This is a genomic window from Deltaproteobacteria bacterium (genome assembly GCA_026388545.1).
GTDB lineage: Bacteria > Desulfobacterota > Syntrophia > Syntrophales > UBA2185 > JAPLJS01.
In genome coordinates, this window is record JAPLJS010000020.1 from 1 (window position 1) to 24,895 (window position 24,895).

Sequence of the window (24,895 nt, forward strand, 5' to 3'; positions counted from 1 at the left end):
CAGTTCCGGGAAAAAGTCCGTCGCCTCATATGCCTCATCCAACAAGCGGGACTTCATATACTTTTCAAAATACCATTGAGGAATCGCTTCCAGCGCCTGATCCACCAGCAGGTCAGCCATGCACGGCCTCTCCTTGCCGTAGAATGCCCTCCAATAATGTGTTGTGCCGATGACTTCTTCAGGCTTGATACCACTGAGCTCTTCCAATGCCTTGTTCCAGTAGAGCACCCTGTGGTCCTTCCCGATTACAAAGGTAGGAAGGGGGGAACCCTGAATAACGTTGTACAGTCGCTGTTCGCTTTCCTGGAGTTTTTCCTCTATCTGTTTACGGTCAGTGATATCCTTTGAAACAACAGTTACAGCTACTGTTTTTCCTTCTGTACTTTTAACAGGACTGAATGTCCGGAGAAAATACCTTCTGTCTCTTTCACTTTCATGCTCATGCTGGATAAATGTGCCGGTGTCGAATACATGTTCCACATACTGGGTAAATTCACACGCGTCGTCCTCTGAATGAACCTCACTATACGTTCTCCCTACTACTTGATCCCAGGGAAGACCAAACCTTTCTAAGTGTCTTTCATTCATAAACAGATACTTGCAATCTCTATCTACAAGGTACATTGAATCTGCAGATGATGCCAGGGATCGATATTTCTCCTCAGATTCTCGCAATGCCTCCTCCGTCCGCTTACGTTCGGTTATATTCCTGGCAATCTCAAGACAGGAAACAATTTTCCCGCCGGCGTCTCTGATGGTGTTCGCTGTATTTTCCCAGATGGTAAGTTCTCCGGTCGGCATTATTACTCTTCTTTCGGATGTATGGGCTTTACCGTCTCTGTATGCCATTTTCACCGGACATCCGTCACAAATTGTATCGTTACCTTCGTAGACCCGGTAACATTTTTCCCCCAGTCGGTCTCCGAAAGCGTTCTTCAATACCTCATTTTGATAGATGATATTATAATCTAAATCCTGGATGCTTACACCGGATACCATTGCATCTATAATGGACTGGAGTTTTTCCTTCTCCGCGTACAGTTCTTCTTCCGCCCGCCTGTGCCTCCATTCTCCCGCGTTCAATTCTGAAACAAGCTGGCGCATTTCTTCAAGTTCTTTTATGAGCTGCCTTTTTGTCTTATATTTATCTTTCATCATACATCTCTTTAAGAGAAGCGATTGAATGCTTAAATTATACACTATTTTTAGAATTTTTGTTAATGGTGATTTGTAAATTATTTTCTGAAGGGCTGCTAACTCTTTTTGATAGGTTTTGCAGTTATAAAGGTAATAATTTACAGCAGTTTTATCAGTGGTACAAAATTTTATGTTTGTATGTCCTTTCACTTGTGACTTTATATGATGACATGATAGAATCAATCTAAAGAAGGATTATCAGGCATTTTTATATCGATAACTTTTAAATAATAGCAAACTTTAAGATTATGATCGTTCCTCAATATTTTAAAGAATTATGAAAATCGTTGCAACCGGTGACATCCATTACGACCTGATACGGAACCAGACGGAACAAGAGGCATTCCTTCAATTTATAAAAAGCATGGAAGCTGAAAAACCGGATGTCCTTGTACTGGCGGGCGATACGGTGGGGTTTGGCTCCCCGAAACTGGAAGAATGTTTGAATTATTTCAGAACAATTGCACCAGTGCGACTTGCAGTTTTCGGAAACCACGAATACTGGAGCCATGAAGGTGGTACGATCAGTCATCTTGAATTCATGAAAAACAGAATCAAGGGATGCGGCTTTCAACTCCTGGATGAGAATCCGGAGATTATCGATGATATCGGTTTTGCGGGCAATTGCTCCTGGTATGATTATTCTTTTGCTCCCAAAGAACTTCCACCACGTTCATCATACGAAAAAAAGATATTTGGCGGGCATATTATCTGGAATGATGTCCGTTTTATCAGGCTTGGCAAAACGGACAGTGACTATATGAATGAACTCCTGAAAAAGCTGAAGGAAGATATACGGACGCTTGAATCAGAGGTGGATCAGATTGTTGTCGTTACCCATCACATCGGTTTTGTGGAAATGTTAACATTATTGGACGATTTTCCCGGATTGAATTTCTGCAATGCCTTTATGGGCAGTTATAGACTTGGAGACATGCTCTTACTACATCCCAAGGTAAGATACCACATATGTGCACACACTCACGTTCAGAAAGTGGTAAAAAAAGAACATCTGATTTCGATCAACCCGGGTTCGACGTATGATGAAAAAAAATATCTCACTATGGTAATACCTGAGGATAATGCGGAGGTTTAATAGTGATTTATCGTTCAGCAGATCGTATTATTTATGACGACCTGATTGATTCTGCCTGTCGGAAATGGAAGAGAGCACAATCAATCAGTGAACTGATGCTCAATGTGGGAAAATATTTTCTTGGGTTTCCTTATGTGAGCAATACACTTGAAATTGAAAGTGAGGAGAGCCTTGTCATAAACTTAAGGGGATTCGATTGTTTCACCTTTATCGAAAATGTTGTGGTGCTGGCAAGGCAGATCAGGGAGGAAATATTCACCTTCGAGGACTATGCTGCCGAGTTGGAAAAAATCCGTTACCGCAATGGTATAGTAAACGGATATTCTTCGCGCCTTCATTATTTTTCAGATTGGCTCTTCGATAATGAACGTAAAGGGGTTGTCAAGGATATTACCGGGGAAAAGGGAGGGGAACCTTTTTTAAAAGAAATCAATTTTATGACGATGCATCGGGATGATTATACCGGGTTGAGCACTGATGGATCGTTCCGGGATATGAAGACTGTTGAAATGAACCTGTCCGGCAGGTCGCTGTCCTATATTAAAAAAGCTGAATTAAGACGGTTCGAGAATGGAATTGAGAACGGGGATCTTATCGCCGTTACTACCGGTATCGAGGGATTGGATGTCGTACATGTCGGTCTGGCTGTCCGCATCGGGAGAAGGATTCATCTTTTACATGCATCGAAAATCGAGAAGATGATTGTTCTTTCCGTTACCACTTTGTATCAGTATCTCTCCAGAAGAAAAATGATGACCGGAATTATGGTTGGGCGGGTTAATCCGGTTTGTCAAAATGATGATAATCTATTGATGGCCTGAAATATCCTCCCCACCGCCATCCCCGATTAAGGAATTCCCTCACAATGGAATGGGTTTCGGAAAGAGTTCCTGATCTTTCCGGATCATAGATTGCATCTGGCGGATCAATCCGTCCGTTTTCGTATATGACGGGATTCAGATACGGATTAATATCTACAGCCTTTCCATACGCGTGGTGTGATAACCTTTCCGTGCCCGAAACGAAGCGGTAGTTAAAGGCGGAGGAGTTGTTATCTGCCATTGACATGTCGTCCGACCAATCGTATTTCACAATCGGGACCACCCGGGCTATGGGGAATTTTAACCGTTCGATTATCTCGAAAATCTCGATCACCTCTTTTTCTACACCCCTGTGAACGACAAGTTGCCCCTGGTGTAATCGACCATCGAAAGCCCGGTAGCATACAGTGATAAGGCATAAGGAATCGATAACCTCCTTGGGTGCTTTTGTGCCAAAAACGGCTTCCTCAAAGGTCATACTACTGTCGATTATGGGAATATTCATAAGGCTTTAAAGTGATACGGCTTCAATTGCTTTTTGAATCGTTTCGGGGTCCACGGAAATTTCTTTGTAAATGTTCTGAATCAGCTCATGATCGATGGCGATAAAATCTTTTTCTATCGGGGTTATAATAACCCCTCCCATATCCACCAATCCCGGCGAGATCAGTATCCGTTCACTCCCCGGTAAAAAATAGACGTCGGGACGATGCTTGCGTCGCGGGAAAATCACGACTTGCCATGCATTTCTGTTATATGAGCACAGGAGATTCAGCATCGGCTCATCGGGTGTTGACAGGACACTTTTCAGCGCCGAAATAACGTTCATTAAAGCGGTACTGACGGCGCCATAATTATTTCCTTCAATAATAATAATTTCCCGCCCCACGTTTTTTACTCTCAAGAGGGATATGCCATCTCCACGTTTCATGAGAATCCGTTTGTCGCTGTCCTGAATTTCTTTCTCGATCGGCAGTACCCCGACCGGAGCTGCCTGAATATGCATGTGGTCCGGTGCGGAAGCCCCGCTTTGTGGTCCGTTGTAATATATGTTGAAATCCGGACCGAAATCCTTTGCCAATGACAAAAATGCCGGAAGGGCGCCTTCTGAAGACTGGGGAATATGTCTGATGTGGGAAACTGTAAAATGCTTCGGAAATATCGGATAAGGGTTGCAGAGTATAATAAAATCATGCCGGTATACAATACACCGTTGCGCATCAGGGAGATTTTCGAGACATAGGAAGCATGGCCTTTTATTAATGGATTTTTTATCAACCGGCGCCGCAGTGCTGATAATCCTTGCCGGATTGAACTGGAGCTTTACCGAAAATCCACTGCAACGGAGCTCACGCACACGTATATTGCCCATGGCAATATATCCATGGGAGAGTTCTTGCCACGAAGTTTTCTGCTGTGTGAGCAGTTCGAGGCAAAGGGCAGCTAGTGACGGTTCGGAAGCATTACTGTTGAATGATGTAAAAATTCTTTGTTTCAGCAGGTTGTCGATCAGCATGGTCTTATTTCGCAATCAACTTTTGACGCGCCATGATCTCGATCGTACGAATCTTGTCTTTGAACGCATCATTACGATTAATCTTCTCAATGGACAGTGCGGCGTCGGTATTTCCCTCCCATCGGCGGCAAAAATAGATACTCTCATAAATTCTGCCTATCCGATACTCTCGTGACAGCCGCAGGGCTATCGCATAGTCTTCTCCATAGCCGACATTCAGGAATCCGATAGCGCGAAGAAGCTCAGTGTCAAATGCTCTCGGGGCTCCCAGGCCGTTGATGCGCAACGCATTATTGCGTCCGTTGGCGTCGGTCCATTCCCTGTGGTCGATTAAACCGGGTGGTATTTGCTCCAGCAATTCATTAACGAGCGTATAAGATCCGGTAACCATTGCAAAGTCGCCGTTTCGGAATACGTTGATGATCTTCTGCAACGTCTCAGGACTGCTGTACAAATCGTCTGAGTCTAACTGAACGGCGTAGCGACCGCAAAATTCCGAAAAGACCGCCTCGTTCCAGCACCCTCCGATACTGAGATCGAATCGTGATGGAATGATATGCTTGAGTGCGGGATAACGTTGAGAGAGCTCAACCAGGATTGGTGTTGTGCCATCCGTGGAGTGGTTATCAACAACAATAACATTGAACGGAAAGTTCGTCTCCTGAGACAGAGCACTTTGTACCGCGTTCGTGATTGTTCTTAAACGGTTACGTACCGGAATTACCACACTTGCCTCGACAGGGAATTTGTGCTCTGAGACGGGTACCTTCTTAAAGTACGGTTCGAGGCAGGCGCCGATGTTTTTTAAATGCCGTGTAACAACCTCCTCCATTTCTTTTTGTACGGCTTGGTTGCGGGGGTCGGCATAATCGAACAGGCTTTCACGTGACGATCCCTCTTTGCCCGTTTCGTCTATTTCACCCTTTGTGTAGAGAAATTCCTGAATATGAAAAAGTCGGTGTTCAATGGAGAGCTTCAATCGGAGGTCATATAAACCGGCGTGTTTTACCTCCGGTATGGCGCCGTATTTATTGAATACTCGGATAACTGCGGGGATAGAAAAAAGGATTACAGACCCGAAGTCAAATGCATCACGGATGCTTCCCGATTGATAGTCATTCAGGGGATGTTCAATAAGTTCTCCATTTTTCTTTTCCAAATAGTCACAATAGACCATACCTGCATCTGTCAATTCCGCTACATCGATAAAACGTTCCAGGGCGCCGGGTGTAATATGAATTTCCTGAGATTGAGTGAGTATGAAGAGAAAATCTGTGCTGATTTTTTCGATAAGTTTATTGAGCGCCTTGCCCGAAGTCAGGGATTCGGCTTGCATGCCTTCACATTTCGGCCATGGTGACTTGAATGACGAGTCATGGAGAACGATAACTTTGTCAATCAAGGGTGATTCCATCAAGGGTTGAATCATCCCTGTAAAATATGACTTCGCACTGAACGGAATAACGGCGGTTATCTTGCCCATGGGTTATCTCCTAAAAGCGTATCCTGATTATATCCGCGATAAGTACTATCTTTCTCACCCGTTTCATAGGTATCATTTTTTAACACAGAAATTAATGGATACAAAGATAAAGTTTTTGCCTTATGAACTTACTTGACAAATAGTATCGTTATGCTATCCTTCTTCAAAGTGAGGTGAGGTTAACACGTTTAACACGGTCAAGAGAAAGGAGGGGGCATAGTATGTCAGTATACAAAATTATTGAAATTGTTGGAACAAGTCCCAAATCATGGGAAGATGCTGCCCAGGTCGCCCTGACAACCTCTTCAAAGTCACTCGAAGATTTGAGAGTTGCGGAGGTTGTAAAGCTGGACGTTACCGTTGAAGATGGGAAAATAACGTCCTTCAGGGTAAGACTCAATATCTCATTCAAGTACAAAGAAGGTGCATAGACGGATTGTGTTCACTATAAAATAACATTAAAAAGGCAGAGGGGTCGAAAGACCCCTCTTTATCTTTGATAACACTTCATCATCTACTGCCACAAATAACCCCATTGACAGACTGTCTTCCTTGTCTTATATTATTCAACAAAAGAGTGAATAGAAAACTGCTGATTTACAGTTTGGGAAATTTATATGCCGAAGTACCCTGATCCCGATTCAATGAATGATAGAGATATCAAGCTAGAACCCGACACTGTTCTGCAAGAGCCAAAGATGTATCGGGTTATACTTTATAATGATCATTATACCACGATGGACTTTGTGATAGAAATACTCATGGTTGTGTTCCACAAGCCGGCTGCGGAAGCGACCAAGATCATGCTTGATGTCCATAAAAAAGGGGCGGGTATGTGCGGGGTGTATACGTATGATATTGCCTCCACCAAAGTGGCTCATGTCCATAGCATGGCGAAGAGGAGAGAATTTCCTCTAAAGTGTTCATTGGAGGAGGCCTGACCATCGGGGAAATACTATGAAAATAAGTGAAAGTCTCAATCAAATTATCATGGCCGCTTATGCTGAAGCCAATACGCGGTCTCATGAATTTGTGACACCGGAACACCTTCTGTACGCCGCACTTTTCTTTGATGATGGGGCCGAAATCATCCAAAGATGCGGTGGCGATCCGGAGCATTTAAAAAGAGTATTATCAAAGCATCTCCGAGAGAGCAATCCCGTTGTGGGTGACGCCCAGTCCGTCCAGTCACTGGGATTTCAAAATGTTCTGGAGAGGGCTGTATGGCATACAACCTCAGCACAGAAGAATATCGTGGAATTAGGAGATGTTCTCGTTTCCATTTTTGATGAAAGAGAATCCCATGCCTCATTTTTCCTGAGAAAAGAAGGTGTTACTCGACTTGCTTTGCTTAATTATATCTCTCACGGTGTTTCCATATTACCTGAAGCGACGGATACGCAAAAGCAGGATAGCAAAAGGGATGAAGGTGAATCTGAACAGCCCTCCAGGGAAAAGGATTCAGAGCAAAACAAGATATTAAAGGCATTCACGACTGAACTGACGGCCAAGGCGAGGGCCGGCGAGATAGATCCCCTGATTGGGAGAGAGGATATTCTTGAAAGGACCATTCAGGTGCTGTGCCGGCGATTCAAGAATAACCCGGTACATGTCGGCGAGCCTGGTGTAGGGAAAACGGCTATTACCGAAGGACTTGCGCAGCTCATTGACGATGGAAAGGTTCCGAAACGCCTGAAGGGTTCAAAGATTTATGCCCTGGACATGGGTGCGATCATAGCCGGTACAAGATTCCGGGGAGACTTTGAAGAGCGTATGAAACGGGTGATTGCGGAACTTCAGAAACAGGAAAAGGCAATACTCTTCATTGATGAGATTCATAATATTGTCGGTGCAGGGGCTGTTTCCGGAGGTTCCCTGGATGCGTCCAATATCCTGAAGCCCTCACTGGCTTCGGGAAAGCTCCGATGTATTGGTTCCACAACATACGATGAATACCGTAAATATTTTGAGAAAGATGGAGCCCTGTCCCGCAGGTTCCAGAAAATTGAAGTATCCGAGCCTACAACAGATGAAACCTTCAAGATTCTGCAGGGTCTCAAGAATAAATACGAAGAATATCATCGTGTGTCATATACCGAAGAGGCCCTTCGGGCGGCTGCGGAATTATCCGATAAATATATCAATGACCGCAGGTTGCCGGACAAGGCGATCGATGTGATTGATGAGGCAGGCGCTCTCGCCAATATGAAGGATGCTGATGAATCTACGGAAAAGATTATTAATAACCATGACATTGAGGCGATCGTTGCAAAGATCGCCCGGATTCCTGAGAGAAACGTTTCTTCCTCCGATCTTGACAAGCTGAAGGATCTGGAGACAAGTCTGAAGGGGAGGATCTTTGGGCAGGATCAGGCGATTGATTTTGTGGTAGAGGCAATCAAGCGTTCACGGGTAGGGTTCCGTGAACCTCATAAACCCATTGCCTCTCTTTTGTTTGTGGGGCCGACGGGTGTGGGTAAAACTGAGCTGGCTCGCCAGCTTGCTGATACTCTCGGAGTGCCGCTCAACCGTTATGATATGAGTGAATACCAGGAGAAGCACACCGTGGCAAAGTTTGTGGGGGCGCCTCCGGGCTATGTGGGTTACGAAGAAGGTGGACTCCTTACAGAGGCTATAAGGAAGAACCCGCATTCTGTCCTGCTCCTCGATGAAATCGAGAAGGCCCATACTGATATATTCAACACCCTCCTTCAGGTTATGGACTATGCAACACTGACGGATAACAGCGGAAGAAAAGCGGATTTCCGCAATGTGGTTGTCCTCATGACATCGAATGCGGGAGCGCGTGAGATGGGCAGGCAAACTATCGGATTCGAGGCCAAGACCATCAACCGGGATGCAGTATTTACGGCGGTGGAGCGAATCTTTTCCCCCGAGTTCAGAAACCGACTCGATGGCGTAGTAAATTTCAACGGCCTGACCCATGAAGTGGTTCTCTTGATTGTCAAAAAGGCCATCGGTGAATTTTCAGTTCAGTTGCAGGAGAAAAATGTATCACTGCAGGTTACCGACCAGTGTTATGATTGGCTTGGCCGTAAAGGTTATTCTGAGGAGTTCGGGGCAAGAGAGATTGCCCGGCTCATCCAGGACAAGATAAAACGGTTCTTTGTGGATGAGGTGCTTTTCGGGAAACTGCATAAGGGCGGCACTGCTCTTGCGGATATTGAAAATGATGATGTGGCTTTGCGGGTCATTGAAGGGTAATCATAGTATCCCCTGCCTTTTAAAAAGATATCAACTATCTCATGCCTATTTTTCGACTGGGTGACGAAACCACATTTCCCCCCGTGCACCTTGCATCGGAGAGCGGGATTCTTGCCATCGGCGGCGACCTTTCACCCGGCAGGCTTCTGGAGGCTTATCGCCAGGGGATTTTCCCATGGTATTCCGATGGTGATCCCATTATCTGGTGGTCTCCCAATCAGCGATTCGTATTGTTCCTGGAGGAACTCAAGGTTTCCCGGAGTATGCAGAAGGTATTACGGAAGAACATTTTCAGGGTTACCTATGATCATAACTTCCGTAAAGTAGTCACATTGTGTCAAAAACCGAGGCGGAAACAGAAAGGGACATGGATTACGGATGATATGCTTGAGGCGTATTGTTTTTTACACCAACTGGGGTTTGCTCATTCTGCGGAGGTCTGGTACGGGGAAGAACTCGTCGGCGGTATCTACGGTGTGTCTCTTGGCAGGTGTTTTTTCGGCGAGTCTATGTTTTCGCTCATGAGTAACGCGTCAAAAGCGGCGCTGATCAATTTGGTTTACAAGTTAAAAGAAGTGAAGTTTGAATTCTTAGACTGCCAGGTATATACAGCTCATATGGAAAACATGGGTGCGCGCTATGTTCATCGGAGTGAGTTTATTGACCTGCTCAAAAAAGGATTACAGCATGAGACCCTTCGAGGGAACTGGGAGTACATGCCCGAGTTCAGCTGACAAAAGCCGAACTACTGCCACCATCCTTCAGCCAGTTGAGGATTATTTCCTTGCAGTCGTCACCAGTGTTTTCATAGAGGCCTATAATCTTTCGTTCACGGATGGCGCTCGGGATTGAGTCGGAGGCATGTGCGGCATTCTGGAGGATGTTCTGTCCAAAATCAGAACGAATGGTGCCTGCCTCTGCCTGTGCCGGATCAGTCACACCCAGGCGTTCACGGATTTGTATAACCGCGTTGGGGCCTCGGTACAGAAGCGCCAGCGATCGGTGCATGCCGGGTTTATTGCGGTCACCGGGAGATACCCTGGTCGGATCAACGCCGGTCATATATTTGACAATTAACGAAAACTCGTGCGCGGCGTTCTTATTAGCGATAATGTCGGCCATGGCATTGTATTCTTCAGAGCCTATCTTGAAATCAAAGAGCCCGCTGATCCCTTCACTGATTTTATCCGCGATCCGGAACTTAAGTTTTTTCTTGAACTCATCACGGAGAGCTCCATAGAACTCCTCACCCTGGGCGGCGCTCATCCGAATCACACGGGCGCCAACGAGTCGTAGTCCTGTCTTGGAAAACATGTCGATCATGTTGCCGGGTCGAACCGAATGCTTGAAAAAATTGTCCGGCTTCAAAATTACCAGTGTTGTTTCCCCTTCAGCACACTCATCGTAGATACCGGAGTCGTTGAATCCAAGCCGTGCGAACATCTCCAAATTACTTTTCGCATATTCAGGATTCGTCGGTACCAATACCGCCGGTTCGAAGTATCGGACGGTTCCATCAGGGGTGGTAATATAGTCGCAATAAGTTCCCCGGATGGTTCCGCGAATGGCCTCTGATTCCGCCTCTGTTGTAAGCTTGCCGACAACTTCGTAGATCCGCTCCACGGCATTTTTACCCTCAAACAAAAGGAACAGGCACCGGTTCGCCTGACCGAGGATATTTTCATGTCTGAGGTTCTGATCTATGTAATCGATGAGCGCGTTTTCTACTTTGGGATTAATACTGAGACTCTTAACACGTTTTATATATTCATCGACTAATTCATCGGATGGTCGCATCATCCGAATACCGACAAGATCGCAGCCGGAAAACGACATGAGGCGCGCAATAATATTTCCTGTCCGTGACTTGATGAGGCTATAAGGGGTGATGAGCACATATGTTAATTCGGTTGACATGTAAATTATCCTTTATATTACGGGAGCTTATATTTATGTAAATTCCGGTTATCAGTAATATGTCTGTAATACAGAATCAAAGAAATATTCCCTATTTCAAAGTTATATAGAACGAGAATAGCTGTGTGTCAACGATAAAGAACTTACAATATAGTACCTTATTCCTTTTCAGGTACCCACCCGCCGGTTGTGAAAAAAATTCACAGATCGATAAAATACTATCTTAAAGATGCTTTGTCTGAGGCATATTATCGAATTGATTGTCTGCTTTTCAGAGTGTCCTGACACCTCAAGGCAAGATTTCTCAGTAGTGGGAGTCGGTATGTTCTGGTGGCGGCATCAAGGAGATTTGCAATAGCGTTGGGGATGTGCGAGAGGAATTCTGAAAGGTCACGTTTCAATCCTAAGAATCCATAAGCGCCGAGAGCCTGCATGAGGCGCTGTGCCGATGCCTCCCGAAATTTCTCCTGAAACTCACTCCAGTCATCCCGATCCCAACGCTGGTAGTAACACTGAAGCAGCTCCATCCGTTCACCCTCTGTCAGAGAAACATAAGGATCATAGAGGAGTGATCCCAGGTCATAAAACAAATTGCCGAAGCGCATACCCTGGAAGTCTATAAATACCGGTTCGCCTTTGCAAATCATAATATTCCGGGACTGAAGGTCTCGATGCACAAGTGTGGGTTTTATGTTCTCAAGCCGGTCAGATAAGTCCCTCAATTCATCTTCTAGTTTTTCCCCTTCAGTTAAACTTAACTTGATACCGCAAACCGCCCGAACAAAGTTTTCACAGAAATAATTTCGCTCCCATCGGTAAAGATCCGGACCGAATCCCTCCATCAGGGGAACCTTTTCCGAAGGGAAATCCTCTGCCGGAAAGGAATGGAGTCTGTACGTAATGGCCAGGGTTTTGCGGTAATATGCGCTTCTTGTCGACCATGATTCATGCCGAAAAGACCAAAGATCCACATCTCCCAGGTCTTCCATGACAATGAAGCCCCTTGCAGGATCATGAGCCGCGATCCGGGGCGCCGGTACATCGATCTCCCGGAGGAACTCCGCAATTGCTGCGTAGTAGTTGTTCTCCTCATGATCCCTGTCGTACTGCATAAAGATAACAGAACCATTATTTCCATAACGGACTCTCTGGAACGATCTGCTCGATCCGCCTCCTGTCACTGGCGCCATTTGGACGGTAATCGATTTTCCAAGACCCAGTGTCTGACGTACAAAGGGGAGTATTTCATGGTGTAGGTATTTCATATTATTCCGAAAATAACTTTTTATTCCCCCTTTGGAAAAGGGGGGAAGGGGGGATTTTTTTACAATCCCATTTGAAAAATCCCCCTCAATCCCCTTTTATAAAAGGGGAGCTTGGCATGAAGGTTTACTAAGATTCTTGTCCTGATAGCAAAGCATTCATTTTTTCATATTCCGCCACTGAACCGATATCGTACCAACGTCCTTCGTCAATAAGCACCCCTGCCACCGATCCTGGTTGTTCTCGGATCATCTCAATAAAAATGGGGATGACCGATTCCACTCGACCGGCTTTCAGGCGATTGAGAAAACATTTTTCCACGATATAGATGCCCGTAAAGAGGCAGCTCCTGACGCCCGGGTCGCCCAGGGTGTGTCTCAAGTCGCATATCTGACCGCGGGCATTCAGATTAACATTTAGAAGCGAGCCGCTGCTCCTCAATGCCAGAGTGACTTCCTGTTTCTCTGTATAATGTGTATCGATGAGACGTTGCAATGGCAGGTCCGTAATGGTGTCGCCGTTGTAAATCAGGATCGTTTCGTCATTGTCAAGGAGATCTTCAATGTTCTTAATTCCCCCGGCGGTATCCAGAAGCACCGGTTCGTGACGGAAGATGATGGGCACACTACACCACTGCTGATCCGGGAATATCTGATGATACACGTCTGCGCAATGGTGGGTGTTGATGATGAACCGTTTGATACCCGCCGATGTCAGGTGATCCATGGCATAGGTGATGATCGGACGCCCACCGACAGGCAACAGAGGTTTCGGACAGTTATTGGTCAGGGGGCGGAGACGCTTTCCCAGTCCTGCACCCAGGATAAAAGCGGTTTTAATAGGTGACATTTTCATCGATGGTTTTTCAATATAATTTCTTCAGTTCTGCACTGCAAAAATAGTGTTTTAAAATGGATTCTGCTTGTGATCCTTTCAAAGCCATTACTGCCGCCCCAATCTGACATAGGCCGACACCGTGTCCCCAACCGGCGCCATTCAGGATAAAGCGAATTGGAAGCCCGGAGGAATCACGCTCAACAGAAACAATGAAGGCGCTGCTGTAGAGATGGCTCCGGGAAAGCCAGCGTCGAATATTGAGTTCCTTGCCTATGGTGAGAGTCTTTTTTGATCCCTTGATTTTCAGCCGCATAATCCTGCCTGACGGACCCCGCTCAAGAGGAGCGAGATTCCGGAGATTACCGAAATCCATTCCCGATTTCTCCCGGATGATATCTTCCAGTTCATTACGTGTATACACCACCTTCCACCGGAAGAAATCCGTGGTTTCCTGATCGAAGGAGGGGAGAATCCGCCGCAGGATGTTCCCATCTGTCGTATAACAATATGCTTCAGGATTTGAGAGAATCCATCGCTTGGCTTCGGCTTCCGTGCGAATCGGGTTGTGAAGAATGGCAGAATCGGAAACAGAGGTAAGGTACGGAATTGGCGTATTCTCCCAGGTGTTCTCGAAATTGTCCGTCAGACCGCCGCAGGCTTTATGGTAGCGGGCATCGCAAACCTCGCTGTTATGGACAAGAAATGTACCGCGTGTTGCGTCAACGGCATCCCGGGCGTTTCCTGATATTAATCGGGTAACACCTTGATACCGCTGGCAATGATCGTCCGCACAAACGTCAAAAAGCGTGTGGTCGACTCTATCGTACCAGCGGATACGCTCATCCATGTGCTGGTCCGACCCGGGCGATACCGTATCGGCGCCTTTTACCTTTCGGGCGCGGCTCAGCATGGCCATGAGCCAGCTTCGCGATGTTATCGCGTGGGCCTTCAGAAATTCCAGCGGAGCTTCAGCGCTCATTTCTGACGAAATGACGCTTGCCAGGTAATCTTCTAAAAGGATTTCATTGATGGCAACCAGCGTTTCATCTTTATCAAAAATCAGTCTCAGATCTCCCCGGAACGTCTGTTCCTGTTTCCTTTCCCAGTGGAAATGAACACCGATTGTCACATCAAAGAGGGTGAAGGTGGAATCATTCAAAGGAGTACATCGGATTTCCTTTTGCCGTGCTACCTCGCTGCCGGCGGCATCGTAAAGAATAATATGACACTCTGCAACGCGGACAGTAAATCCTCCATCGAGCAGCCGGTCATTATCAAGGCGATATGGGCCGTTAAAACACCCGTCGACTTTCCTGCATTGCTCGATGATGCCTACTTTTATCTTTGGTTCTTCTGTCATCATACTGTTTTGTCTTGCACCATGCACGCCCATATCAGAAACAGGGTGATAATTCAATGTTTAACCCTTGCTTAGCTGCGACATGGGAACATCTACACTCAGTGTCATTACTCTCTTAATATTTAAACCGGACCGGCCTGAACCAGAACGAGAGCAAAACGACGACAAGAAAAATGATTGTCGCACAGGTTATTTTTTCAAGGGTTAAATCCTCAACATAAATAAGTTTTTCTATGGTATGTATCATGAATTGACCGGGGTAGACCTGGCCGGACGCGCCTTTCGATTTGAGGTAAGCTTCAAGGTACGTCAGGGGGCAGATGGTGCGGGTAAGTTGCATGACAACCATGCCAATCAGTGCCGTCAGATGAATAACCCGCCATTTTGGGAGATTCAAAATGAGGAATAACGGAAATCCCAGGATCACAAAGGCAATCCACAAAAAATGAATGAAGATTACAAAATCAGCCGCTATTCTGTATAACATATCATGCCTGTCATTATCTCTATCGGGTAACAAATATCTTCACTTTTCACTAGTATAGCAAAATATTCGAAGTTATTTAAGAAAATGTATCAGTATGAAATTCTGTGAAAAAACATGACTCCTCCATGTGTACGCGAAAGGAATAATTGAAGATGCAAAGGTGTTTCTCAGGAATAAAGGCGGATGATAAGCACAGAAAAATAAACTTGCCTCAGCATTTTCCCCAGGCCACCCCGAAGGTAAATGCCCGACAGGCGCCGATAAGCAGGATGGCGGCGAAAATCACAGAATAAACTGTGTTTCAAGAAAAATAGCCAGGATGAGAAGAATACCGAAAACGGTGTCAAACTGGGCCGTCAAAGCATCAGCCATATCGGGGATCTTCTCATTGAAGGTTTTTAAAAGACTTACAGCTTTGGGAAGGGAGAGAAAGATCAGCAGTCCCCAGAGGCTCATAATTCCCGTGATAATCATGCCGAGGACATAGGCATAGGCCAGCACGATGAGTCCCGCAAAAAGGGTGTAGCTTTTGCGGCTTCCCAGCATGATGCTTACGGTTTTCACTTTATGGCGTGAATCATAGGCGATATCTCTCATATTGTTGGCAAAGAGAACAAGGGCGACAAGAACCCCGAAGGGAATAGAGATATAGAGAGCCTTCATTGAAAGTGCCTGGCGCTGAACCGCATAAGCTCCTTCAATCATGAGAGGACCCCACATCATAAAGACTGCAAATTCACCGAGGGCGCGATACTTGAACTTAACGGGACCAGCAGTGTAGCAGATGCTTGTAAAAAGTCCGATGATGCCGATCCAGAGAACATGCCATGAACGGACAATGGCTATTGTCAAACCGATAGCAACGGTTAAAACAAGAAGGATGACGGCTTCCCCTAAGACTTGGCGAGGTGTAAGCATCCCGGATAAGATGGGCTGGGGACGATATTTGGCTGTTGGCGAGTCCTCTTGGTCGATCCCGTAGAGGGTGTCAAAGTAATCGTTGATGAGATTGGCCGTGGCGTGGAAAAGGGTAATGCCGATGGCGGTTATGGCAAACCAGGCCCAGGACACAGATCCCTCTTCAGCAGCCAGAAGCGTTCCTACGGAAACGGAAATTAAGGACATGGTGAATGACCATGGACGGGTTGCGATAACATACTTTTTGATATGGTTTAACATACATTAATTTCCAAATCTTTTTTAGTAATTCGCTGAGCAATCTAATTAAAAAGGGCAGTGATGTCAAGTTTATTTGGGCGATGCGATCATCAAAACCCCATATGTTGTGGTCAAACTCCTCTTGACACTCAAAATCCTTCTTCATATACTCCCACCGTGAAAAAGCAATACCTCATCAAAGATTGGCAAAATTCAAGACACGTTAGCAACTCGTTGATAAGACCGGGTGCTGCCCCCTCTTCTATTGACTGCATCGCAATCATGAACCATAATGGAGTATCTCTGACCGTACGCAGACAAGAGGAAATCATACCATGGTGAAGAGCGAGCGCATCAAAAAACAATCCTGGAAACCCGGAAACGTGCTATGGCCCGTTCCGGTGGTTTTGGTAAGTTGCGGCGGGACGCAGGACTGGAAACCGAACCTGATCACGATTGCCTGGGCGGGAAGTGTGTGCAGTGATCCGCCCATGCTGTCGATATCCGTCCGTCCCGAACGGTATTCTCATGCAATTATCCAGGCCACGCATGAGTTTGTGGTGAATATCCCCTCCCCGCGGCAGGCGAAGGCGGTGGACTGGTGCGGGACGGTTTCCGGCCGTAATGTGGACAAGTTCGCCGATACGGGGTTAACGCCGGCGAAGGCATTGAAAGTGCAGTGTCCGATCATTACGGAGTGTTTGCTCAACATCGAATGCCGGGTGCAAAAATGCCTGAAACTGGGTTCGCACACGATGTTTGTGGCGGAGGTGGTTGCCGTGCAGGTTTCTTCCACACTTCTCGACACGAAGGGACGACTCCGTTTGGAGAAAGGCAGCTTGCTCGCGTTTGCACACGGTCAATATTTCGAACTTGGCCGCTGCCTGGGCCATTATGGCTTTTCCGTGCGGAAGCACCCTCGCCAAACCCGTCGCTGATTTCAAATCCTTGTCAGGTGCCGGTATTTGATCCGATGCGGCTGGCGTGCCGCCACGTGTTCGCACATCCCGAACCGGGGAGAGCAGATGGTGCGTTATTACGGATACTACAGCAACGTCTCCCGGGGGAAACGGCAGACCCATATTTTGTGGTCAATATTCCATTGACACACAAGATCCTTCTCCATATACTCCCACCGTGAAACTCAATACCTTATCAATTCAATTTCGCACTCTCCCAAATGACCACTTGCTGTTCCTTACCGAAAATCGGATCCGTTTCCATACATTGAGGGATTATGAAGTTTGAGAAATACCCTATTTCAGAAGAAGTAAAACAAAACCTGTTGCAACTCGGTTTCAAGAGGCCGACGGATATCCAGTTCAAATCCATTCCATCCATAATGAAGGGCGAAGACGTTCTTGCCATCGCCCAGACGGGAACGGGTAAAACGGCGGCATTTGCGATTCCTCTCATCGATCGAATCCACAGGGACAAAAACAGTAAACGCTCCCCCGGCATCAAATGTATGGTTATGGTTCCGACCCGCGAACTGGCTCTGCAGATTGGCGACGTTTTTGCAAGTATTTCAAAGCATACGAAAGTAAAAACGTTTCCCCTGGTAGGCGGTGTCGAGCAGGATGCGCAGATTAAAAAGCTTCAGGACGGCATCGATATTCTGATTACCACTCCGGGAAGGATGTTTGATCTCATCCATCAGGGGTATATTCAACTGGACAGGATCGATACCCTTGTCCTTGATGAAGCCGACCATATGCTTGACCTGGGCTTTATAGAGGATATCAAAGCAGTAAAAAGGAGACTCACGCGAAAGCACCAGACCCTTTTTTTCTCGGCAACTATCAATCAGGAGATCAAAAAGCTTGCATTTTCCCAGGTGAAAAGCTCTGCCATACGCATTCAGATATCGCCGGAAGACCCTGTCTCAAAAAATGTTTCTCACGCGGTCATGTTTGTGGAAATGGATGACAAGCGATTTTTTCTGGAAAGATTTGTAAAGGAAAATCCTGACAGCAGGATCATTGTCTTTGTGAGAACCCGGGTGCGGGCTGAACGCGTCGCAAAAGCACTGGCGAGAGTCGATATTCCTTCGCTGACCATTCATGGTGAAAAGGATCAGGATGAAAGATCCGCTGTGATGAAGAAGTTCAAGGCGTGTGAATGCAATCTGTTGATTGCCACGGACATAAGTGCCCGGGGAATTGATATTCCCGATGTCAACTATGTCATCAACTATGATTTGCCCGAAAAGCCGGAGAACTATGTCCATAGAGTGGGAAGGACCGGACGGGGCGTCAACAAGGGCGTTGCCATTTCCTTCTGCAGCGAAGAGGAGAAAGAGCGCCTTGAGGAGATTCATCAGTTTTTAAATAAAGAAATTGAAGTGATGAAAATCGGTAAAAAAGATTACGTCCGTACGCTTGGTCTTCCCAAAAAGGAACCCGATGTTCAGTCGCTGATCGAGGATCATGAGGCATGGCTGAAGACAAAAAAGCGGAAGAAGCCCAAAAGTAACGGAACACGGCGTTAACTGATGGTACATATTACGGACGTCGATTGTTTTTCATTAATATCAATAAGAAAATCAGATTATATTACGTATAGCAATAAATTATGGATAATCTTTCGGTAAAATCAAGGCATGGATCGGTAGGTGGACGTGCCATGCTCAGGGGTTGAACGTGATCAAGATATTTCTTTACCGGGTTCTTGGTCCTTTGAAATAATGGAGTCTTTTAACCATAATATGTCATCTTTTTCCGGATAATCGATGTTATAGTGAAGACCCCTGCTTTCCTTTCTCATCATGGCACAATGAATAATGAGTTTCGAGACTGTTGCGATATTTCTCAGTTCGATTAAATCCCTCGTTATAATGAAATTTCTGTAGTATTCATCGATTTCACGGCTTACCAGGCAGATTCTCCGATACGCACGATCCAACCGTTTATTGGATCTTACGATGCCCACATAGTTCCACATTAGTCTTCTGATTTCATCCCAGTTGTGGGCTACGACAATAGATTCATCACTTTCCGTGGCGCCTCTTGGATCCCATGCGGGGATGGAGATCGGATCGTCTTTTGTTGCATGAAAAATCTCCGATATTTTAACGAATGACCGATGGGCAAAGACCACTGCTTCCAAAAGCGAGTTGCTCGCAAGGCGGTTGGCGCCATGGAGCCCGGTGCAGGAGACCTCGCCGCAGGCGAAGAGGCGTTCAATATTTGTTTCTCCGAAATTATTTACAAGTGCGCCTCCACACTGGTAGTGAGCAGCAGGAACGACGGGTATCGGATCTTTTGTGATATCTACACCGAACTCGAGGCACTTGTTGTAAATATTGGGAAATCGACTGATAAGAAAGTCATGGTCTTTGTGAGTGATGTCGATCAAAACGTATTCATCCCCTGATTTTTTCAGTTCCGTGTCGATAGCCTTGGCGACAATGTCCCTCGGTGCAAGGCTTTTCATCGGATGATATTTATCCATGAACGGAGAGCCGTTTTTTAATCTCAGAATCCCTCCCTCACCCCGGACAGCTTCACTAATCAGATATGATTTGGCTTCCGGGTGATAGAGGCAGGTTGGATGAAACTGGATGAATTCCATATTGGCAATGAGGGCTCCTGCCCTGTATGCCATGGCAATGCCGTCGCCTGTGGCGATATCCGGATTTGTTGTAATGAGATACACTTTCCCGGTGCCCCCGGTAGCCAGAATGGTAAATTTTGCTTTAAAGGTATGAATTTCGTTACGTTCAGTATCGAGAATATACGCACCGAGACACTTACCCCGGGGGTCGTTTTTTCGATTCAGGATGGTGGATTCCAATATAAGATCGATGCCGATGTGGTTTTCATAAATTGTTATATTTCTTTTTAAGCTCGCTTTCTCATGAAGGGCACGCTCTATTTCCCGGCCTGTCAGGTCTTTTGCATGAAGCACCCGCCGCATGGAATGTCCGCCTTCCCGGCCGAGGTCGTAGGGGGTGGTATTGCTATTTTCCGCTTTTGTAAATTCAACTCCCCACTGCATAAGTTCCTTAATTCTTTCTGGACCATCCATAACAACGAATCTTACGACATCCTCCTTACAAAGGCCGGCTCCACAGACAAGGGTATCGTTAATATGATAGTCAAAGCGGTCCTCTTTATCAAAAACCGCCGCTATCCCGCCTTGAGCCAGATTTGTGTTTGATTCTGATTTATCTTTTTTTGTTACAATGGCTACGGTTCCAAGATCTGCTGCTTTAATGGCAAAGCTTAATCCTGCAATGCCGCTTCCTAATACCAAAAAGTCTGTCGTAAATTCCATGATTTGCTGTTCCTCTGAATATTCTCTAATCTTCGAAAGTTGTTTACAAAGGCAATGTGTTTCTATATATAATTCCCGTCTATTTGTAAAAAGAAATTGTTCCGAGGATGAATATATGCTGGTTTTGGGAATAGAGTCCTCCTGTGATGAGACGGCAGCAGCAGTACTGAGGGATGGACAATTCCTTCAGTCCAATGTTATCGCTTCTCAGGTAGATTTGCATAGGATTTATGGCGGTGTTGTGCCGGAGATAGCGTCACGTAAACATATGGAAATGATCATACCGGTCATATTTCAGGCGCTCAACGATGCGCAGGTAACGTTACGTGACATTGAAGGGATAGCGGTAACCAGGGGGCCGGGATTGGTTGGTTCTCTCCTTGTGGGTTTATCAGTGGCCAAAGCTATTGCGTTTGCCTTAGATATACCATTTGTCGGTGTGAACCATCTCGAGGGCCATATTGCATCCATCTTCCTCAGCGATAATCCTCCAGCGTTTCCCTTCATAGCCCTTGTAGTTTCCGGTGGGCATACGAACGTTTACCGTGTAAATGAATTTCAGAATTTTACACTGCTGGGTCAAACGAGGGACGATGCCGCAGGTGAGGCTTTTGACAAAGCGGCAAAACTTCTCAATATAGGCTATCCTGGCGGCGCCGTAATTGATCAATTGGCAAAAAAGGGAAATAGAGAGTGGATACAATTTCCCAGAGCCATGAAGGACAGTATGGATTTTAGTTTCAGTGGTCTGAAAACATCTCTATTGGTCCACATCAAAAAAAGAGGGCGTCCGTTTACTGAAGACGAACTGCCGGATGTGGCTGCCAGTTATCAAGAGGCTATCATTGATGTCCTTGTAGAAAAAACCCTCAGAGCTGCTCAAATCAACTCCCTATCAAGGGTCGTTGTTTGCGGCGGGGTTGCTGCAAACAGTGGATTGAGAGCCAGATTTACCAGAGAATCAAAACGCAAAGGGATTGATGTATACGTTCCGCCTCCTGTGTTTTGTACCGACAATGCGGCTATGATTGCCGTTGTTGGTGAGAATCTTTTGACAAGAGGTGTCAGAGACTCTTTAGATCTGAATGCAGTTTCCAGATGGCCAATAGACTCCCTTAACAATAATAAGGCATGATTCATCCATTTCATAATTTCAAAAGCTCTAAGGTCTATCGGAAAAACAGGTATGACGACAATTAGAAAAATCCTTAGAGATCACGGTATCAGACCTCTCAAGCGTTTAGGACAGTCGTTTCTTGAGGATATAAATGTCATAAATAAGATAATCAGTATATCCAATATCCAGGAAGATGATACCGTTGTTGAGATAGGTGCGGGTGTGGGGATCATGACGGAACTGATAGCCGAAAAGGTTCGAAAGGTCATCGCCCTCGAAATCGACCCGAGAATGGTCGGTATTTTGAGAGAAAGACTGGCGGGCTATCATCAGGTGGATGTTATCAAGGGCGATGTTCTCAAGTATGATTTTTCTTCAGTGGGTCATGAATTACTATCGCGGAAAATAAAGGTTGTCGGGAATATTCCGTACAACATTTCGTCACAGATATTATTTCATTTATTAGCTTACCGACAACATATCTCATCTATGATCCTCATGTTCCAAAAAGAACTGGCAGACCGGCTCATCGCATCTCCGGGGACAAAGGAGTATGGGATACCGACGGTTTTGGTTTCCATGTATACGGAATGCTTTCGTGAAATGGTAATCCCTCGCAGCTGTTTTTATCCTGAGCCAAAGGTAACTTCATCTGTCATGAAAATAATAATTCGAGAAAAGCCGTTAATGGATTTAAATGATCATGACTTTTTCGTCAAAATTGTGAAGATAGCTTTTTCGAAAAGAAGGAAAACCCTGTTAAATAATCTCAGAAGTTCGCCTTTGTTGGGATATACAGAAAGAGAAGTTGTTACAGCACTGAAGAAATCAGACATCGATGGCGTGAGAAGGGGTGAGACACTGACAGCTGAAGAACTCGGAAAATTAAGTAATGCCCTTTATTCAAGAGAAATACCTTGACAACTTCCGGTTCTTTTGGTAAGAGCGCTCATCTGCTTGGATCCGGCTACGGACTGAGACGGAAGGTTTGGTAAGGTGTATAAACACGGGTTAATTATAAAGCCTCTCGTCTTTGACGTAGGGGCTTTTTTTATGGGTATGGGGAAAAGATGAAGATCATATGTTCCGTAAGAGAGATGCAGTCATTTTCCGAATCCTTGAGGAATAGAGGACAAAAAATAGCCTTCGTTCCTACAATGGGTTATTTTCACGATGGCCATTTGAGTTTGATGAGAGAGGGAAAGCTGCGGGGCGACTGTGTGGCAATCAGCATTTACGTAAACCCGACGCAGTTCGGTCCAAGTGAGGATTTTGAAAGGTATCCAAGAGATTTTGAAAGGGATAAAGCCCTTGCTGAAGGGGTTGGTGTGGATGTTGTTTTCTATCCTGAGAATAAAGAGATGTACCCTGAACATTATCAGACTTATGTTAATGTTGAGAAGGTAACGGAGAATCTCTGCGGAATCTCGAGGCCCGGACATTTCCAAGGTGTTACAACTGTTTGTGCAAAACTTTTCAACATTGTAAAACCCCATTATGCACTATTCGGCAAGAAGGACTTCCAGCAACTTTCAGCCATTAAGAGGATGGTACAGGACCTTAATATGGATCTCGAGATTATCGGTATGCCAATAGTGAGAGAAACCGATGGTCTGGCTATGAGTTCACGAAATGTGTATATCAAGGAAAATGAGAGGAATTCGGCTCTTAGTCTGAGTCGTTCTTTGAAGTTAGCCAAACAGATGTATGACAGAGGAGAAAGGGATGCTTTCAGGATACTGGATGAGGTCAAAATATTTATAGAAGGACACCCCTATGCCAGGATTGATTACGCGAAGATATGCGATACGACGACCCTGAAAGATAGTGAACGTCTGGAGGGGGAATCCGTTTTAGCCCTTGCTGTGATGATTAGCAAAACGAGACTGATAGATAATTACGTATTCGGGGATGTACTTCATCTGTAACGTTTACTGACAAGTAATATTTTTCACAAGGAGAAAGGTAATCACACCATGCAAAGGTTTATGCTCAAATCAAAACTGCACAGGGCGGTAGTGACCGATGCTAACCTCCATTATGAAGGCAGTATCACGATTGACGAAAAGCTGATGAATGCCGCTGATATACTGCCTTATGAGAAAGTGAATATATATAATGTTTCCAATGGAGAGAGGTTCTCGACGTACGCGATAAAGGGTGACCAAAATTCGGGTGTTATATGTCTGAACGGAGCGGCGGCATGGAAAGCAAAAAAGGGTGACATTATCATTATTGCATGCTATGCGCTTCTTGATGATGGTGATGTTAAGAAGTGGCATCCCAAATGTGTCTTTCTGGATGATAAAAATGGGATAAAGAAATTAAAATAGTATTCGTTTAAGAAATCAATCTTATATGGGGCGGGGTGTCGATGCACCTTGCCCCTTTATATTTTAAATAGCGGTTGATAACAGTTCACCTTTTTGTTATGTACACGCAGATTAAGACAGTCTAAAGGTTATTCATCATTGAAAAAAAAACTGAAGCAGATTTTTTTAACGGGTCTTGCCGTTACAATTCCGATAGGATTAACACTTTATATCCTTTTCTTTCTCATAGATATCATGGATGGTCTCCTGAAGATTATCCCCGTCAGGTATCATCCTGATACGTTACTTGGTATTCATATTCCCGGTCTTGGAATTATTGTAACTCTGGCCTTGATCACCATCGCCGGTCTTGTCACGACAAGCTATGTTGGTTATAAGATTGTCCAATCAGGAGAAGACCTCGTTGATAGGATACCGTTTGTGAGGAATATTTACCAGGCTATCAAGAAGATCTCTGACAGCATGTTCATGGATAAGAGAAGCAGCTTTAAAAAGGTTGTACTGGTGGAGTTTCCCAGGAAAGGAGTATATACTATCGGATTTGTGACAGGTGTACCAAGCGGGGAGATTCGTAAAAAGGCGGGACAGAACTGTATCAGTGTATTTTTGCCGACAACGCCCAATCCGACATCGGGGTATCTCATTATCGTGCCGGAAGATGAATTGGTTCCCATGGATATGTCTGTAGAGGAAGCATTGACATTCATCATTTCTGTCGGTATCGTGACTCCATCAGACCGTCCGAAAAGGAGAGAGAAATTGCACCACGAAGGGAATCACATTGATGAATTGAAATCAACTGAATAA

At 45.5% G+C, this 24,895-nt stretch carries 24 protein-coding genes; 13 read left to right on the forward strand and 11 right to left on the reverse strand.

What is annotated here, in order from left to right:
- The coding region (locus tag NTW12_01725; protein ID MCX5845071.1) for a PAS domain S-box protein at positions 1–1,155 on the reverse strand (1,155 nt) is incomplete at its 3' end.
- 319 nt (positions 1,156–1,474) lie between these two features.
- Between NTW12_01725 and NTW12_01730 the strand changes: the two genes are divergently transcribed.
- Complete coding sequence (locus NTW12_01730) at positions 1,475–2,293, forward strand: metallophosphoesterase (GenBank protein MCX5845072.1); 819 nt, start codon at positions 1,475–1,477, stop codon at positions 2,291–2,293.
- 2 nt (positions 2,294–2,295) lie between these two features.
- Positions 2,296–3,114 carry a DUF1460 domain-containing protein gene (locus NTW12_01735; protein MCX5845073.1) on the forward strand — a complete coding sequence of 273 codons (819 nt, stop codon included), beginning with the start codon at positions 2,296–2,298 and terminating at the stop codon, positions 3,112–3,114.
- Here the strand turns inward: NTW12_01735 and NTW12_01740 are convergent.
- The 3 genes from NTW12_01740 to NTW12_01750 are packed head-to-tail and all read right to left on the reverse strand — an operon-like array spanning position 3,071 to position 6,113.
- Positions 3,071–3,619 carry a M15 family metallopeptidase gene (locus NTW12_01740; protein MCX5845074.1) on the reverse strand — a complete coding sequence of 183 codons (549 nt, stop codon included), beginning with the start codon at positions 3,617–3,619 and terminating at the stop codon, positions 3,071–3,073. The two genes, NTW12_01735 and NTW12_01740, sit on opposite strands and share 44 nt — an antisense overlap.
- 6 nt (positions 3,620–3,625) lie before the next feature.
- Positions 3,626–4,630: a DUF4922 domain-containing protein gene (locus tag NTW12_01745; GenBank protein MCX5845075.1), complete on the reverse strand. Its 1,005-nt coding sequence runs from the start codon at positions 4,628–4,630 to the stop codon at positions 3,626–3,628.
- Between the two features lie 4 nt (positions 4,631–4,634).
- Positions 4,635–6,113 (reverse strand): glycosyltransferase family A protein, encoded by a 1,479-nt coding sequence (locus NTW12_01750; GenBank protein MCX5845076.1) that lies wholly within the window; start codon positions 6,111–6,113, stop codon positions 4,635–4,637.
- Between the two features lie 221 nt (positions 6,114–6,334).
- Here NTW12_01750 and NTW12_01755 point away from each other — a divergent pair, with 221 nt between their 5' ends.
- The 4 genes from NTW12_01755 (at position 6,335) to aat (ending at position 10,072) form a co-directional block, all read left to right on the forward strand.
- Entirely contained in the window at positions 6,335–6,544 is a 210-nt protein-coding gene (locus NTW12_01755) for a dodecin family protein (GenBank protein ID MCX5845077.1), read from the forward strand.
- A gap of 213 nt (positions 6,545–6,757) precedes the next feature.
- Positions 6,758–7,054: an ATP-dependent Clp protease adaptor ClpS gene (locus tag NTW12_01760; protein ID MCX5845078.1), complete on the forward strand. Its 297-nt coding sequence runs from the start codon at positions 6,758–6,760 to the stop codon at positions 7,052–7,054.
- A 16-nt stretch (positions 7,055–7,070) separates the two neighbouring features.
- Complete coding sequence (clpA, locus tag NTW12_01765; GenBank protein ID MCX5845079.1) at positions 7,071–9,338, forward strand: ATP-dependent Clp protease ATP-binding subunit ClpA; 2,268 nt, start codon at positions 7,071–7,073, stop codon at positions 9,336–9,338.
- Positions 9,339–9,379: 41 nt separating this feature from the next.
- Positions 9,380–10,072 carry a leucyl/phenylalanyl-tRNA--protein transferase gene (aat, locus tag NTW12_01770; GenBank protein ID MCX5845080.1) on the forward strand — a complete coding sequence of 231 codons (693 nt, stop codon included), beginning with the start codon at positions 9,380–9,382 and terminating at the stop codon, positions 10,070–10,072.
- Here aat and NTW12_01775 read toward each other — a convergent pair.
- The 6 genes from NTW12_01775 to menA form a co-directional block, all read right to left on the reverse strand.
- A complete protein-coding gene (locus NTW12_01775; protein ID MCX5845081.1) occupies positions 10,065–11,255 on the reverse strand; it encodes a nucleoside-diphosphate kinase in 1,191 nt (396 codons plus the stop codon). The two genes, aat and NTW12_01775, sit on opposite strands and share 8 nt — an antisense overlap.
- A gap of 248 nt (positions 11,256–11,503) precedes the next feature.
- The gene (locus NTW12_01780; protein MCX5845082.1) at positions 11,504–12,520 is read right to left on the reverse strand and encodes a phosphotransferase; all 1,017 of its coding nucleotides are present in this window, start codon (positions 12,518–12,520) and stop codon (positions 11,504–11,506) included.
- A gap of 127 nt (positions 12,521–12,647) precedes the next feature.
- Positions 12,648–13,373 carry a nucleotidyltransferase family protein gene (locus NTW12_01785; GenBank protein MCX5845083.1) on the reverse strand — a complete coding sequence of 242 codons (726 nt, stop codon included), beginning with the start codon at positions 13,371–13,373 and terminating at the stop codon, positions 12,648–12,650.
- Between the two features lie 10 nt (positions 13,374–13,383).
- The gene (locus tag NTW12_01790) at positions 13,384–14,718 is read right to left on the reverse strand and encodes a SpoIID/LytB domain-containing protein (GenBank protein MCX5845084.1); all 1,335 of its coding nucleotides are present in this window, start codon (positions 14,716–14,718) and stop codon (positions 13,384–13,386) included.
- Between the two features lie 112 nt (positions 14,719–14,830).
- Positions 14,831–15,202: a DUF2784 domain-containing protein gene (locus NTW12_01795; GenBank protein MCX5845085.1), complete on the reverse strand. Its 372-nt coding sequence runs from the start codon at positions 15,200–15,202 to the stop codon at positions 14,831–14,833.
- A 282-nt stretch (positions 15,203–15,484) separates the two neighbouring features.
- On the reverse strand, positions 15,485–16,381 hold the full coding sequence (menA, locus tag NTW12_01800) for a 1,4-dihydroxy-2-naphthoate octaprenyltransferase (protein ID MCX5845086.1): 897 nt from the start codon (positions 16,379–16,381) through the stop codon (positions 15,485–15,487).
- Positions 16,382–16,695: 314 nt separating this feature from the next.
- Here menA and NTW12_01805 point away from each other — a divergent pair, with 314 nt between their 5' ends.
- Positions 16,696–17,298: a flavin reductase family protein gene (locus NTW12_01805; GenBank protein ID MCX5845087.1), complete on the forward strand. Its 603-nt coding sequence runs from the start codon at positions 16,696–16,698 to the stop codon at positions 17,296–17,298.
- 299 nt (positions 17,299–17,597) lie between these two features.
- Complete coding sequence (locus NTW12_01810) at positions 17,598–18,851, forward strand: DEAD/DEAH box helicase (protein ID MCX5845088.1); 1,254 nt, start codon at positions 17,598–17,600, stop codon at positions 18,849–18,851.
- 155 nt (positions 18,852–19,006) lie between these two features.
- Here NTW12_01810 and nadB read toward each other — a convergent pair whose 3' ends face one another.
- Positions 19,007–20,638, reverse strand: coding sequence for an L-aspartate oxidase (nadB, locus tag NTW12_01815; protein ID MCX5845089.1), 1,632 nt, complete (start codon positions 20,636–20,638; stop codon positions 19,007–19,009).
- 115 nt (positions 20,639–20,753) lie between these two features.
- Between nadB and tsaD the strand changes: the two genes are divergently transcribed.
- From tsaD to NTW12_01840, 5 genes are all read left to right on the forward strand, one after another.
- Complete coding sequence (gene tsaD / locus NTW12_01820) at positions 20,754–21,773, forward strand: tRNA (adenosine(37)-N6)-threonylcarbamoyltransferase complex transferase subunit TsaD (protein MCX5845090.1); 1,020 nt, start codon at positions 20,754–20,756, stop codon at positions 21,771–21,773.
- Positions 21,774–21,824: 51 nt separating this feature from the next.
- A complete protein-coding gene (gene rsmA / locus NTW12_01825; GenBank protein MCX5845091.1) occupies positions 21,825–22,676 on the forward strand; it encodes a 16S rRNA (adenine(1518)-N(6)/adenine(1519)-N(6))-dimethyltransferase RsmA in 852 nt (283 codons plus the stop codon).
- A 149-nt stretch (positions 22,677–22,825) separates the two neighbouring features.
- Complete coding sequence (gene panC, locus NTW12_01830; GenBank protein MCX5845092.1) at positions 22,826–23,683, forward strand: pantoate--beta-alanine ligase; 858 nt, start codon at positions 22,826–22,828, stop codon at positions 23,681–23,683.
- A 48-nt stretch (positions 23,684–23,731) separates the two neighbouring features.
- Positions 23,732–24,088 carry an aspartate 1-decarboxylase gene (locus NTW12_01835; GenBank protein MCX5845093.1) on the forward strand — a complete coding sequence of 119 codons (357 nt, stop codon included), beginning with the start codon at positions 23,732–23,734 and terminating at the stop codon, positions 24,086–24,088.
- A 138-nt stretch (positions 24,089–24,226) separates the two neighbouring features.
- Positions 24,227–24,895 carry a DUF502 domain-containing protein gene (locus tag NTW12_01840; GenBank protein ID MCX5845094.1) on the forward strand — a complete coding sequence of 223 codons (669 nt, stop codon included), beginning with the start codon at positions 24,227–24,229 and terminating at the stop codon, positions 24,893–24,895.